Raw genomic sequence first — 12,715 nt, forward strand, 5'->3', positions numbered from 1 at the left:
TTTCCCGTTGATTTCCCGAATCGGCCGCTTCACGCGGCCGATTGCCATTCCCGGGTGCGTTTTACTGGCCGAGCAAGCGCTGCAGCAGTTCCGGCGTATTGTTCGTGCCGTACTTGCGCATCAACCGCGCCCGATAGATGTCGACCGTGCGCGAACTGATGTCGAGCACGCGCCCGATCTGCTTGCTGGTCTTGCCGGTCGCGAGCTGCGCGGCGATCTCGCGCTCGCGCGGTGTCAGCTCGACAGCGACGCGGCGCGTCGCGCTCAGGTCCTCGAACGTCCAGACGCCGGCCGCGAGCGGTGCGGTGCGGTCGAGTGCGCGCCCCGTCACGTGGCACCAGAACAGCTCGCCGTCGGCTCGTTTCATGATTCTGTCATCGGCGTAGGTGCCGTTCGCGATCATCACGCGCGAGATGCGCTCGCCGATGCGCTGGAATTCGTCCGGCGACGGATAGAGCACCTCGTACGACTTCCCGATCAGATCGGCCCGCGCACAGCGGAAGATCGACGCGAGCGCGTCGTTGCAGTCCTCGATCACGCGGTCGCGCGACATCACGAGGCCGAGCGGCGCGAGGTGAAAGGCAGTCTGGTAATCGAGAGCGGGCATGGCGCAGGCAAGCGGAGGCAAACGCTTATGTATTTTTGCGTATTGTGCCGCATCCGCGCCGCATCGTACCCTTTCAGGCATCTCGCGGCGCCTTGTCGCGATATAAAAACAGCGCGCTTCGACGCAGGTATCGCCGTGCATGCATAGAATGATGCGGCGGGCTTGCGGCCCAGTGGGCGCGTGAACCGGTTTTGCTGGTTTCCATAGAGGAAGGGACATACAGATGAACAAAGTCTATCCAAGCGCGGCGGCCGCGCTGGAAGGGATCGTCCGCGACGGACAGACCTTCGCGGTGGGCGGCTTCGGCCTGTGCGGGATTCCGGAGGCGTTGATCGCGGCGCTGCGCGATTCCGCCGTCAAGGGCATCACCTGCATCAGCAACAACGCGGGTGTCGACGGCTTCGGTCTCGGCCTGCTGCTGGAAACGCGCCAGATCAAGAAGATGATCTCGTCGTACGTCGGCGAGAACAAGGAGTTCGAGCGGCAGTACCTGGCCGGCGAACTCGAGCTCGAATTCACGCCGCAGGGCACGCTCGCCGAGAAGCTGCGCGCGGGCGGTGCCGGCATCCCGGCGTTTTTCACGAACACCGGCTACGGCACCGTGATCGCGGAAGGCAAGGAAACACGCCAGTTCGGCGATCGCCACTACGTGCTCGAGCCGTCGCTGACGGCCGACGTCGCGCTTGTGAAGGCGTGGAAGGCCGACAAGTCCGGCAACCTGATCTATCGCCGCACCGCGCGCAACTTCAACCCGATGTGCGCGATGGCGGGCAAGATCACCGTGGCGGAAGTCGAGGAGATCGTCGAGAACGGCACGCTGGATCCGGACCAGGTCCATACGCCGGGGATCTTCGTGCAGCGCATCGTGCTGAACGCGACGCCCGAAAAACGCATCGAACAACGCGTCGTACGCGCGAAAGGAGACTGACATGGCCTGGAATCGTGACCAGATGGCCGCGCGCGCGGCGAAGGAACTGCAGGACGGCTTCTATGTGAACCTCGGCATCGGGCTGCCGACGCTCGTCGCGAACCACGTGCCGCCGGGCGTCGAGGTGTGGCTGCAGTCGGAAAACGGCCTGCTCGGCATCGGCCCGTCGCCGACCGAGGACGAAGTCGACGCCGACCTGATCAACGCCGGCAAGCAGACCGTCACGACGCTGCCGGGTTCGTCCATCTTCTCGTCGGCCGATTCGTTCGCGATGATCCGCGGCGGCCACATCAACCTCGCGATCCTCGGCGCGATGCAGGTCAGCAAGACGGGCGACCTCGCGAACTGGATGATCCCGGGCAAGATGATCAAGGGGATGGGCGGCGCGATGGACCTCGTCGCGGGTGTGAAGCGCGTCGTCGTGCTGATGGAGCACGTCGCGAAGGGCGATCAGCACAAGATCCTCGACGAATGCAACCTGCCGCTGACGGGTGTTGGCGTGGTCGACCTGATCATCACCGATCTCGGCGTGATCGAAGTAACGCCGAATGGCCTGAAAGTGCTCGAACTCGCCGACGGCGTGAGCGCCGACGAGATCCAGGCGAAGACGGGCGCGCCGCTCGATGTGAGCGCGGTCGTGTAAGCGCCGGCTTTCCGGCACGACGCTCGACGCCCCGCGTTCCCCTATGGAACGCGGGGCGTTTTGTCATGGCCGCATACGCTACGCGATGGCACCGCCGCCGTCGATCAGCACCGTCGAGCCGGTCGCATAAGGCGTTGCCGCCAGATATACGATCGCATTCGCGACGTCCTCCGGCTGGCCCACGCGGCGTGCCGGAAGGCGCTGCGCGGCGCCCGCGTACATCGCGTCGCGCGCATCGGGTGCGAGCTTGTCCCACAGCGGCGTCGCGATCAGGCCGGGTGACACGGCATTCACTCTCACGGGTGCCAGCTCGAGTGCAAGGCCGCGGGCGAGCGCCTCGAGCGCCGCGTTGATCGCGCCCTGCAGTACCGACGATGCGTTCGGCCGTACGCTCAGGTAACCCGACACGAACGTCAATGAACCGCCGGGCGCGATATCGATCGAGCGTGCGACGCGGTATGCGCCCCAGAATTTGCTGTCCATCGCGGCTTGCGCGTCGGCAAGCGGCAGCGCGCGGACCGGGCCCGTCGCCGTCTTCGCGGCCGAAATCACGACGTGGTCGAACTGCCCGATGCGCGCGCAGAACGCATCGACGGCCGTCGTATCGGTGATGTCGAGTGCTTCGGTGCGCACGGGCGCGCCCAGCGTGGCATCTGCATTGACCCTGGTCGGGTCGCGCGATGCAATCGTGACGACAGCGCCAAGTTGTGCGAATGCTTTCGCGGCGGCGGCACCGATGCCGGAGCTGCCGCCGACGACGAGTACCTTCTTTCCGTGGAGTGAATCGTTCATGGTGGTCCTTCCGAGGTGAAGAGGTGGGCGCAATCCGGTCAGATCGTTTCGGCTTCGCGCACCGTCGACGGGCTGTGCAGGGCAAAGCGGGCAATGTCATCCTTGCGCATGAAGGCTACGCCCGGATGCGATCGAGCGTAGTGCAGGAATGCGTCCCATGCGCGGACCATCTGCGGCGTGCCGCTAATCCGGTCGTGCGCGCTGATCGACATCAATCGCCGCCGCTGTCCGGCTTCCGCATACAACTGGTCGAAATCGAGTTTGATCTGCTCGAGGAACATCGTCGGGGAATAGTTGCGGCCTTCGATCAGCAGGATGTCGTTGTTGCGCAACGTGTACGGAACGACCGCGAAATCGCGGCCGTCGACGGTTTCGATGAACGGCTCGTCGCGGCTGACGTCGTCGATGTGATACAGGTAGCCGAGTTCCTGCAGCAGCGGCAGCGTGTTCGGTCCGCGCCGCAGCCAGTTACAGTTGTAGCCGATCGGTCGCTGTCCCGTCACTGCTTCAACCATGTCGCGAGCTTCGGTGAGGAAGCGGCGCTCGTCGTCGCGGCTCATCGCGAATTGCGATCGCCAGGTCGGGCCGTGCGCGGCCGCTTCGTGGCCGCGCGTCACGATCTCGCGTGCCAGTTCGGGATGCCGGCGTGCGGCCTCTCCGATCATGTGCGACGTGACTTTCACGCCATGCCGGTCCCACAGGTCGAGAAGGCGCGGAATTCCTTCACGGTAGCCATATGCGAACCACGTGGCCGAGGCCAGATCGACCGGCACCGACGACGGAAATTCGACGGACGGGAACGGGCTGTCCGCGCCCTTGGGCGGTTGTCCGCCGGCCTCGAACTGCATCGAGATCGAGATGACGAGGCGCGTGTCGCCCTGCCAGAACCTGCCGGTACCTGTCGATGCGGGGCCCGGTGTCGGGGCGGCCGTTGCCGACCCGGAGGCGCCCGCGGCCATCGCGATGCCGGCTGCCAGCCCGGCACCCGCTTGTGCAAGAAACGTGCGGCGAGCCGGATGCGTCGTCGAACCGTGATTGCTGTCAGTCATCGTTTCCTCCGTCAGCCGACGAGCCCGAGCTGACGCATCAGCGTCAGGTTGTCCTCGATGTGCCAGTTTTCCGCTATCCGGCCATGGTCGATCCGGTAGATGTCGGTCGCGATGAAGTCGATCGACTGTCCGCTTCCGGTCATGCCATTGAACGTGCCGGTGAAATGTCCGCGAAAGTGCAGGTGCACGACGACACGGTCGCCCGCCACGATCATCTGTTCGATGTCGCAATGCAGGTCCGGGATGGCTGCGCGCATCGTGCTGGACGCCGCGAGCGGTCCCGCTACACCTTGCTCACGGCCGGCCGGCAATGTCCGGTCGACGAAATCGGCCGCGAGCGCCGTGCGGGCGAGGGTCGCATCACCGGTATTCCAGAACGTGCCGTAGCGACGCGCGGCGAGGATTTGCGCACGTGCCTGCGTAGCCGGCACGTCGGTCGCGACGGTCAGGCTGTGCGGATCGAGAAGGTCGGCGGCGCGGGACGCTGCAGGCAACAGTGCAACGACACAGGCCGCTGCAGCGATGACGCGGGTAATCGGGCGTGCGATCGGAGGAAAGTGAATCGACATGGTTTCGGGTGTCCTGTGGATGGCGTCGTGGGGCGACGCGCTACAGGTATGGTAGGTTTCCATTTCGAGCTTAAATACGGGGAAATGGCGAATGGATTATTCGAAAAAAGGAAATGCCGAGGCTGGACAGGTGCCGCGATGCTGATCGACGATCTCCCGGCGCTCGATACCTTCGCGAGAATCGTGTCGGCCGGCAGCCTGTCCGCGGCGGCGCGCGAGCTTGACTTGTCGCTGTCCGTCGTCAGCAAGCGGCTCGCGCATCTCGAGTCGCAGCTCGGCGTGCGTCTGCTGCACCGGACGACGCGGCAGCAGACGCTGACCGACGACGGTGCGCAGTTCCATGCGCAGGTGCTGCGCATCCTGGCCGAGGTCGATCGCGCCGAAACGCTGATGAGCGATCGTCGCGGCACGGTCAGCGGCGTGCTGCGCCTGACGGCGCCCGGCGAACTCGGCCGGCTGCGGATTGCGCCGCTCGTCGCGGCGTTTCAACGGCAACATCCGGAGTTGACCGTGCAACTGATGCTGACCGACACGATCGTCGATCTGCTCGCGCAGGACATCGACGTTGCCGTGCGGATCGGCAGCCTTGCCGATTCGACGATGATCGCGCGCGAACTGGCGCCGAATCATCGCGTGCTATGCGCGTCGTCGAGCTATCTCGCCGTGCACGGGATGCCGGCTCATCCGGCCGAACTTCGTGCACATCGATGCATCGTGATGGGCGACCAGCCTCGTACGGAGTGGCGGTTCGACGGTGCAAACGGCGCAGTGGCGGTCGAAGTGACGGCCGCACTGCTGACGAACGACGGGGGTGCGGCTCGCACGTTGGCATTGGAGGGCGCCGGAATTGCGCTGAAGTCGATCTGGGACGTCGGTGCCGATCTGGAGGCCGGTCGGCTCGTCCGTGTGCTGCCGACGTTCGCGGCGCCTGCCGCACCGCTCCATGCCGTATACCCCGGCGGCCGTCACGTGCCGCTGCGCGTGCGGACCTTCGTCGATTTCCTGCGCGACCAGTTGCGCGAGACGTGGCGCCGCAGTGCGTGAGCGGTTGCGAACGATGCGTCGGATGACTGCGGCCGCGTGACGGCCCGTCGTTGCGAAGCGGTTTACAATCGTTCGCATCGGGCGGCGCGAGTGTTGCCCGCCGCACCGCCCCCGTTCGACAGGATGCCAACGATGCCATCAACTTCTGCGAATCCCCCGGTTCCCCGTCAGCGACGTGTGCAGTGTGCGAGCGCCGCCGGCCTTCACCACGTCGCCTATACCGAATGGGGCGACCCCGCCAATCCGCGTGCGCTGGTCTGCGTGCACGGGCTGACCCGCTCGGGGCGCGACTTCGACCGGCTTGCCGCCGCGTTGTCCGATACGTATCGCGTCGTCTGCCCCGACGTGGTCGGGCGCGGGCGTTCCGACTGGCTTGCCGATCCGCGGCTTTACGCGATCCCGCAATATGTGGCCGACATGGTCACGCTGATCGCGCGGCTCGACGTCGAGTCGGTCGACTGGTTCGGCACGTCGATGGGCGGGCTGATCGGCATGGCGCTCGCGGGGCTGCCCGGTTCGCCGCTGCGCCGGATGATCGTCAACGACGTCGGCCCGCGCATCGAGCCCGATTCGCTGACGCGCATCGGCGAATACCTCGGCGTGCAGCCGTGCTTCGCGACCGAACAGGAGGGCATCGACTATCTGACGTCGCTGTCGCTGCCGTTCGGTGCGTTGACCGACGACGAATGGCGCGAGATCAATGGGCCGTTGCTGCGCGAGCTGCCCGACGGGGGCTGGACGATGCGCTACGATCCGCGCATCGCCGAACCGTTCAAGGCGACGACGCCCGAGCTGGCCGCGCTCGGCGAGGCCGCGCTGTGGCGCGCGATCGAGACCACCGATGCGTCGCTGCTCGTCGTGCGCGGCGAGCGTTCCGACCTGCTGTCGCGCGACACGGTGGCGGAGATGGTGCGTCGCGGCCGGCACGTGACGCAGGCCGAGATCCGGGGCGCGGGCCATGCACCGGCGTTCATCGGCGTCGACCAGATTGCGCTCGCCCGCCGGTTTTTCGTCGAAGGTGGCGCATAAACGCGTCATAATATGCGGTTCGGCGGCACGCGGGCCGCGTCGTCGCCGATTCTCACCCACTCACACGACCGGAACATTCCATGGCAGTCATTCGTCACCACGTCGGAGCGCGTCTCTCCGAAACCGCGATCCACAACGGTACCGTGTATCTGGCCGGCCAGATCGCCGAAGACACCACCCAGGACATCAAGGGCCAGACGCGCGAAGTGCTCGGCCACATCGACCGGCTGCTCGCCGAAGCGAACAGCGACAAGGCTCATCTGCTGTCGGTGCAGATCTACATTTCGGATCTGGCGAACTTCGAAGGCATGAACGCCGAGTGGGACGCGTGGGTCGCGCAGGGCAATACGCCGCCGCGCGCGACCGTCGAGGCGAAGCTCGCGGATCCGGCGCTGCTCGTCGAGATCGTCGTCGTCGCCGCGCAACGGAGCTGAGCGAAGCAAAGTATTCCGATGACCGCGATACGCCAGGCCGTGCGATGACCGAGTCCGTTTCCGCTTCTTCCGTCACAGCGCCGTCGTTCGACGACGTGCTCGCGTTCGTGCGCGAGCGTGCCGGTGACGCGCGCCTGTCTTCGGGCGAACTGCTCGCCGATCACTCGGCGGGCACGGCGTCGATCATGCGCACGCTGAACGTCGACCCGCACGCAATGCAGGCGGCCGCGCTGTTCGTGCTCACACCGCACCTGAATGATCCCGAGCGGGAGCTGACCGAACGGTTCGGCGAAGAGGTCGCCCGGCTCGTATCCGACGTGCGCAAGCTGCTGCGGCTCGGCACCGTCAGCCTGCGCGCCGCGCAGAGCATGATGCCCGATGCCGGGCGCGACGCCGCGCAAGAGCGGCGCACGCAGATCGAGGCGTTGCGCAAGATGCTGCTCGCGTTTGCGCAGGACATCCGCGTGGTGCTGATCCGGCTGGCGTCGCGGTTGCAGTCGCTGCGTTACTACGCGGCGGCGAAGATCGATCCGCCTCCCGACGTCGCGCGCGAGACGCTCGAGATCTATGCGCCGCTCGCGAACCGTCTCGGTATCTGGCAACTGAAGTGGGAGCTCGAGGACCTCGCGTTCCGCTTCGAGGATCCGGTCACCTACAAGCGCATCGCCAAGCTGCTCGACGAAAAGCGCATCGAACGCGAGGCGTACGTCGCGCAGGCGATCGAGCGGCTGCAGCACGAACTGGCGGAAGCGCACATCCCGGCCGATGTGAGCGGGCGGCCGAAGCACATCTACAGCATCTGGCGCAAGATGCGCGGCAAGGAGCTCGACTTCTCCGAGCTGTACGACGTGCGCGCGTTCCGCGTGATCGTGCCGGACATCAAGGATTGCTACGCGGTGCTCGGCATCGTGCATCACCTGTGGCAGCCGGTGCCGAAGGAATTCGACGATTACATCTCGCGTCCGAAGCCGAACGGCTACAAGTCGCTGCATACGGTCGTGATCGGCGACGACGGCCGCGCGTTCGAAGTGCAGATCCGCACGCAGGAAATGCACCGTTTCGCCGAGTACGGCGTCGCCGCGCACTGGCGCTACAAGGAAGCGGGAGCGCGCGGCTACGGCGGCCAGTTTTCGGCGAGCGACAAGTACGACGAGAAGATCGCGTGGCTGCGCCAGCTGCTCGCGTGGAAGGACGACGTCGAGGATGGTACCGAAGTGTCGGGCGACCAGGCGTGGGCGCAGTTGCGCGAGACGTCGCTCGACGACGACCACATCTACGTGCTGACGCCGCAGGCGCGCGTGATCGCGCTGCCGCAGGGCGCGACGCCGGTCGACTTCGCGTACCACCTGCACAGCGAACTCGGCCACCGTTGCCGCGGCGCGCGCGTCGACGGCGTGATGGTCCCGCTGAATACGTCGCTCGCGAACGGGCAGACGGTCGAGATCGTCGCGGTGAAGGAGGGCGGGCCGTCACGCGACTGGCTGAACCTGCAGCTCGGCTACCTGAAGAGTCCGCGTGCGCGGCAGAAGGTGCGCGCGTGGTTCAACTCGATCGAGCAGGAAGAGAACATCGCGCATGGTCGCGCGCTCGTCGAAAAGACGCTGCAGCGCGAGGGCAAGACGTCGGTCAATCTCGACAACCTCGCCGCGAAGCTCGGCTTCAAGTCGCCCGAGGAACTGTTCTCGGTCGTCGGCAAGGAAGAATTCAGCCTGCGCAACGTCGAGCATGCGCTGTCCGATGCGCCGCCGCCCGAGCATGCACCCGAGGCGCCCGCCGATTTCGAGAAGCGCAGCAGCGGGGCGAGTGTCGCGCACGGCGCGTCGACCGGCGTGCTGGTGGTTGGCGTCGATGCGCTGCTGACCCAGCTTGCGCGCTGCTGCCGTCCGGCGCCGCCCGACCCGATCAGCGGTTTCGTGACGCGCGGCAAGGGGATGTCGATTCACCGCAGTGACTGCCCGACGTTCCGGCGGATGGCCGAACGGGCGCCGGAGCGCGTGCTGCAGACAACTTGGTCGGCCGACGTGCTGGGCGGCCGTGGCGTGTCCGTCTATCCGGTCGACCTGATGATCGAGGCGAGCGACCGGCAAGGCTTGCTGCGCGATATCTCCGAAGTATTCGCGCGCGAGAAGATGAACGTGGTGGGCGTGAAGACGCAGAGCCGCCGGAATGCGGCATTCATGCAGTTCACGGTCGAGGTGTCGAATTCCGCGCAGGTGCAGCGTGCGTGCACGCTGCTCGGCGAAGTGCCGGGCGTGGTGCGGGCGGGGCGCAAGACGTGATGCCCTCGTAAATGGGGTTGAAGCGCGATCATTTTGCTGCGACCGCATAAAAGCACTTGCCAAGTGAACGATAGCCCCATATAATCTTAGCTTCTTTAGGCTCGTAGCTCAGCTGGTTAGAGCACCACCTTGACATGGTGGGGGTCGTTGGTTCGAGTCCAATCGAGCCTACCAACGAATTGAGAATGCCCGGTTTTCGGGTGTTCGATGCAGTAAATAACTCAACGCGAACAAGGCGAATACGGTTATGACACCGCGAACGTTGACCGAAACCTTTTCGGAGCGACGCTAGTCGAGGAACGTTTTCGCCCTTTCAGTTTGAGTGAAGTATCGAATGCGGCCCCTCGAAAGCGGGGCCGCATTTTTTTTGTCGCGAAATTTTCGCGCGTGACTTTGATATCGCGTGCTTGGTTTGCCGCCCACTGTCGGCATCACGGAGATTGCTATGGTTTCGATACGCTTGCCTGACGGCTCAGTTCGACAATACGAGCATCCGGTGACAGTTGCCGAGGTTGCGGCCTCGATCGGTCCCGGCCTTGCGAAGGCTGCGCTTGGTGGCAAGCTCGACGGCGAGCTGGTCGATACGTCCACGGTCATCGATCGCGATGCATCGCTCGCAATCGTCACGGACAAGGATGCCGACGGTCTCGACATCATCCGTCACTCGACCGCGCATTTGCTTGCCTACGCGGTGAAGGACCTGTATCCGGATGCGCAGGTGACGATCGGCCCGGTGATCGACAACGGCTTCTACTACGACTTCTCGTATAACCGCCCGTTTACGCCCGAAGATCTGGAAAAGATCGAAAAGCGCATGCAGGAGCTCGCGAAGAAGGATGAGCCGGTGACGCGCCGCGTCGTGTCGCGCGACGAGGCGGCCGGTTATTTCCGCAGCCTCGGCGAGAAGTACAAGGCCGAGATCATCGAATCGATTCCGCAAAGCGACGAAATCAAGCTGTACTCGCACGGCGGCTTCACGGACCTCTGCCGTGGTCCGCACGTGCCGTCGACCGGCAAGCTGAAGGTCTTCAAGCTGATGAAGGTCGCGGGCGCGTACTGGCGCGGCGACTCGAAGAACGAGCAGCTGCAGCGCATCTACGGCACGGCCTGGACGAAGAAGGAAGACCAGGATCAATACCTGCACATGCTCGAGGAAGCGGAAAAGCGCGACCACCGCAAGCTCGGCAAGCAGCTCGACCTGTTCCACATGCAGGAAGAGTCGCCGGGCATGGTGTTCTGGCATCCGAAGGGCTGGGCGCTGTGGCAGCAGGTCGAGCAGTACATGCGCCGCCGCGTGAACGAAGCCGGCTACCTCGAGATCAAGACGCCGATGATCATGGACCGCTCGCTGTGGGAAGCGTCGGGCCACTGGCAGAACTACCGCGAGAACATGTTCACGACGGAGTCGGAGAAGCGCGACTACGCGATCAAGCCGATGAACTGCCCGGGTCACGTCCAGGTGTTCAAGCACGGTCTGCGCTCGTACCGCGATCTGCCGCTGCGTTACGCGGAATTCGGTTCGTGCCATCGCAACGAGGCATCGGGCGCGCTGCATGGCCTGATGCGCGTGCGCGGCTTCGTGCAGGACGATGCGCACATCTTCTGTACGGAAGACCAGTTCATCTCGGAATCGATCGCGTTCAACACGCTGGCAATGAGCGTGTACAAGGACTTCGGTTTCGATCACATCGACATCAAGCTGTCGCTGCGCCCGGACCAGCGTGCGGGCACGGACGAGACGTGGGATCGTGCCGAGCAGGGCCTGCGCGACGCGCTGACGGCCTGCGGCCTCACGTGGGAAGAACTGCCGGGTGAAGGCGCTTTCTACGGCCCGAAGATCGAGTACCACATCAAGGATGCGCTCGGCCGCTCGTGGCAGTGCGGCACGCTGCAGCTCGACATGGTGCTGCCGGAGCGCCTCGGCGCCGAGTATGTCGCGGATGACAGCAGCCGCCGCCGTCCGGTGATGCTGCACCGTGCGATCGTCGGTTCGATGGAGCGTTTCCTCGGCATTTTGATCGAGCACCACGCTGGTGCGATGCCGGCCTGGCTCGCGCCGTTCCAGGCAGTTGTGCTCAATATTGCCGAAAGTCAGGCAGAATATGCGCAGTCTCTGGCCCAATCGTTGCAAAAACAAGGGGTTAGAGTGACGGCCGATTTGCGCAATGAGAAGATTAGCTATAAAATACGCGAGCACACGCTGGAAAAGGTGCCTTATCTCCTCGTCGTGGGGGATAAGGAGCGTGATGCGCAAACGGTAGCCGTGCGTGCCCGTGGCGGCGTCGATCTTGGCGTAATGCCGGTCGAAGCCTTCGTTGAGCGTCTGCAGGAAGACCTGCGCTCGTTCAAGTAACCGCCCTGGCAGCGCGGCTCGTTTTTTTAATTTTTAGAGGAAACGTAACATCGCTACTGATAAGTCGTCGCATCGCATCAACGGTGAAATCACTGCGCCGGAAGTGCGTCTGGTCGGGATCGAGAACGAACCGCTCGGTATCGTAAAACTCGCTGATGCTTTCCGTAAATCGGAAGAACTGGATGTTGACCTGGTGGAAATCGCGCCGCAAGCGGTTCCCCCGGTTTGCCGTCTGATGGATTACGGCAAGTTCAAGTACCAGGAATCGAAGAAGCAGCACGAAGCGAAGCTGAAGCAGAAGGTCATCCAGGTCAAGGAAGTCAAGTTCCGCCCGGGTACCGATGACGGGGATTACAACGTCAAGCTCCGCAATCTCGTGCGCTTCCTCGAAGAAGGCGACAAGACGAAGATCACGTTGCGTTTCCGCGGCCGCGAAATGGCTCACCAGGAAATCGGTATGCGGATGCTTGAGCGTCTGCGCACGGATCTCGAGGAAGTCGGCCAGGTCGAGCAGATGCCGAAGATGGAAGGGCGCCAGATGATCATGGTGCTTTCGCCGAAGAAAAAGAAGTAACGGGCCCGCGCGCATGCCGCGCAGGTTCGAGAGTGGTTCGGTGCGTCGCCCGGTCAGGGCGGCGCGCCAACAATGACGGCAACTGCGCAAGCGGTTTGCCGTACACAAGTGGACTGGGTTTCGAAGGGCGGGTCAAGGGCGCAAGCCAACCGCACACCCATCGCCATCAAATAAACTGGAGTTGTTCGTCATGCCTAAGATGAAGACCAAGAAGAGTGCTGCAAAGCGCTTCGTGGTGCGTCCGGGCGGTACCGTCAAGCGCGGTCAAGCCTTCAAGCGTCACATCCTGACCAAGAAAACCACGAAGAACAAGCGTCACCTGCGCGGCGCAACGGCAGTTCATGATTCCGATCTGAACTCCGTCCGTGCAATGCTGCCGTTCGCGTAACCCCTCAACTGATACTCCAAGGAGAG

General features: G+C 64.2%; 13 protein-coding genes and 1 tRNA gene. 10 read left to right on the forward strand and 4 right to left on the reverse strand.

Annotated elements, in window-relative coordinates; genetic code table 11:
• Nucleotides 1–61 precede the first annotated feature (61 nt).
• Nucleotides 62–607 (reverse strand): LuxR C-terminal-related transcriptional regulator, encoded by a 546-nt coding sequence (locus LGM71_RS04310; protein WP_059447349.1) that lies wholly within the window; start codon nt 605–607, stop codon nt 62–64.
• Nucleotides 608–830: 223 nt separating this feature from the next.
• On the opposite strand from LGM71_RS04310, the gene LGM71_RS04315 reads away from it, so the two are divergent.
• Together LGM71_RS04315 and LGM71_RS04320 are read left to right on the forward strand one after the other, a co-directional pair.
• The gene (locus LGM71_RS04315) at nt 831–1,535 is read left to right on the forward strand and encodes a CoA transferase subunit A (RefSeq protein ID WP_012363722.1); all 705 of its coding nucleotides are present in this window, start codon (nt 831–833) and stop codon (nt 1,533–1,535) included.
• Nucleotide 1,536: 1 nt separating this feature from the next.
• Nucleotides 1,537–2,178, forward strand: coding sequence for a CoA transferase subunit B (locus tag LGM71_RS04320; protein WP_226114089.1), 642 nt, complete (start codon nt 1,537–1,539; stop codon nt 2,176–2,178).
• Nucleotides 2,179–2,256: 78 nt separating this feature from the next.
• Here LGM71_RS04320 and LGM71_RS04325 read toward each other — a convergent pair whose 3' ends face one another.
• The 3 genes from LGM71_RS04325 to LGM71_RS04335 are packed head-to-tail and all read right to left on the reverse strand — an operon-like array spanning nt 2,257 to nt 4,588.
• A complete protein-coding gene (locus LGM71_RS04325; RefSeq protein ID WP_226114090.1) occupies nt 2,257–2,970 on the reverse strand; it encodes an SDR family oxidoreductase in 714 nt (237 codons plus the stop codon).
• A gap of 38 nt (nt 2,971–3,008) precedes the next feature.
• Nucleotides 3,009–4,019 carry a polysaccharide deacetylase family protein gene (locus LGM71_RS04330; protein WP_226114091.1) on the reverse strand — a complete coding sequence of 337 codons (1,011 nt, stop codon included), beginning with the start codon at nt 4,017–4,019 and terminating at the stop codon, nt 3,009–3,011.
• An 11-nt stretch (nt 4,020–4,030) separates the two neighbouring features.
• Nucleotides 4,031–4,588: an ester cyclase gene (locus tag LGM71_RS04335; protein WP_226114092.1), complete on the reverse strand. Its 558-nt coding sequence runs from the start codon at nt 4,586–4,588 to the stop codon at nt 4,031–4,033.
• Between the two features lie 138 nt (nt 4,589–4,726).
• Between LGM71_RS04335 and LGM71_RS04340 the strand changes: the two genes are divergently transcribed.
• The 8 genes from LGM71_RS04340 to rpmI all read left to right on the forward strand — a co-directional run bounded on the left by LGM71_RS04340 (nt 4,727) and on the right by rpmI (nt 12,689).
• On the forward strand, nt 4,727–5,632 hold the full coding sequence (locus tag LGM71_RS04340; RefSeq protein WP_124625977.1) for a LysR family transcriptional regulator: 906 nt from the start codon (nt 4,727–4,729) through the stop codon (nt 5,630–5,632).
• Nucleotides 5,633–5,764: 132 nt separating this feature from the next.
• Entirely contained in the window at nt 5,765–6,661 is an 897-nt protein-coding gene (locus LGM71_RS04345; RefSeq protein WP_226114093.1) for an alpha/beta fold hydrolase, read from the forward strand.
• An 80-nt stretch (nt 6,662–6,741) separates the two neighbouring features.
• Nucleotides 6,742–7,095, forward strand: a complete 354-nt coding sequence (locus LGM71_RS04350) for a RidA family protein (RefSeq protein WP_014897238.1) — start codon at nt 6,742–6,744, stop codon at nt 7,093–7,095.
• Nucleotides 7,096–7,139: 44 nt separating this feature from the next.
• The gene (locus LGM71_RS04355; protein WP_226114094.1) at nt 7,140–9,374 is read left to right on the forward strand and encodes a RelA/SpoT family protein; all 2,235 of its coding nucleotides are present in this window, start codon (nt 7,140–7,142) and stop codon (nt 9,372–9,374) included.
• A 97-nt stretch (nt 9,375–9,471) separates the two neighbouring features.
• Nucleotides 9,472–9,548: transfer RNA gene (locus LGM71_RS04360), tRNA-Val, on the forward strand.
• A 271-nt stretch (nt 9,549–9,819) separates the two neighbouring features.
• Nucleotides 9,820–11,727: a threonine--tRNA ligase gene (thrS, locus tag LGM71_RS04365; RefSeq protein ID WP_059608581.1), complete on the forward strand. Its 1,908-nt coding sequence runs from the start codon at nt 9,820–9,822 to the stop codon at nt 11,725–11,727.
• A 49-nt stretch (nt 11,728–11,776) separates the two neighbouring features.
• On the forward strand, nt 11,777–12,301 hold the full coding sequence (infC, locus tag LGM71_RS04370; RefSeq protein WP_071734130.1) for a translation initiation factor IF-3: 525 nt from the start codon (nt 11,777–11,779) through the stop codon (nt 12,299–12,301).
• Nucleotides 12,302–12,491: 190 nt separating this feature from the next.
• Nucleotides 12,492–12,689 (forward strand): 50S ribosomal protein L35, encoded by a 198-nt coding sequence (gene rpmI, locus LGM71_RS04375; RefSeq protein ID WP_004191477.1) that lies wholly within the window; start codon nt 12,492–12,494, stop codon nt 12,687–12,689.
• Nucleotides 12,690–12,715: the final 26 nt, after the last annotated feature.

This window comes from Burkholderia sp. AU33545, from assembly GCF_020419685.1.
In the GTDB taxonomy this organism is placed as follows: Bacteria; Pseudomonadota; Gammaproteobacteria; order Burkholderiales; family Burkholderiaceae; genus Burkholderia; species Burkholderia diffusa.

What these genes read in the sequence shown, in the direction of transcription:
- thrS (WP_059608581.1), top strand. Translation starts at nt 9,820, where the DNA reads ATGGTTTCGATACGCTTGCCTGACGGCTCAGTTCGACAATACGAGCAT.
- LGM71_RS04340 (WP_124625977.1), top strand. Translation starts at nt 4,727, where the DNA reads ATGCTGATCGACGATCTCCCGGCGCTCGATACCTTCGCGAGAATCGTG.
- LGM71_RS04355 (WP_226114094.1), top strand. Translation starts at nt 7,140, where the DNA reads ATGACCGAGTCCGTTTCCGCTTCTTCCGTCACAGCGCCGTCGTTCGAC.
- LGM71_RS04350 (WP_014897238.1), top strand. Translation starts at nt 6,742, where the DNA reads ATGGCAGTCATTCGTCACCACGTCGGAGCGCGTCTCTCCGAAACCGCG.
- LGM71_RS04345 (WP_226114093.1), top strand. Translation starts at nt 5,765, where the DNA reads ATGCCATCAACTTCTGCGAATCCCCCGGTTCCCCGTCAGCGACGTGTG.
- LGM71_RS04335 (WP_226114092.1), bottom strand. Translation starts at nt 4,588, where the DNA reads ATGTCGATTCACTTTCCTCCGATCGCACGCCCGATTACCCGCGTCATC.
- LGM71_RS04320 (WP_226114089.1), top strand. Translation starts at nt 1,537, where the DNA reads ATGGCCTGGAATCGTGACCAGATGGCCGCGCGCGCGGCGAAGGAACTG.
- LGM71_RS04325 (WP_226114090.1), bottom strand. Translation starts at nt 2,970, where the DNA reads ATGAACGATTCACTCCACGGAAAGAAGGTACTCGTCGTCGGCGGCAGC.
- LGM71_RS04330 (WP_226114091.1), bottom strand. Translation starts at nt 4,019, where the DNA reads ATGACTGACAGCAATCACGGTTCGACGACGCATCCGGCTCGCCGCACG.
- rpmI (WP_004191477.1), top strand. Translation starts at nt 12,492, where the DNA reads ATGCCTAAGATGAAGACCAAGAAGAGTGCTGCAAAGCGCTTCGTGGTG.
- LGM71_RS04315 (WP_012363722.1), top strand. Translation starts at nt 831, where the DNA reads ATGAACAAAGTCTATCCAAGCGCGGCGGCCGCGCTGGAAGGGATCGTC.
- LGM71_RS04310 (WP_059447349.1), bottom strand. Translation starts at nt 607, where the DNA reads ATGCCCGCTCTCGATTACCAGACTGCCTTTCACCTCGCGCCGCTCGGC.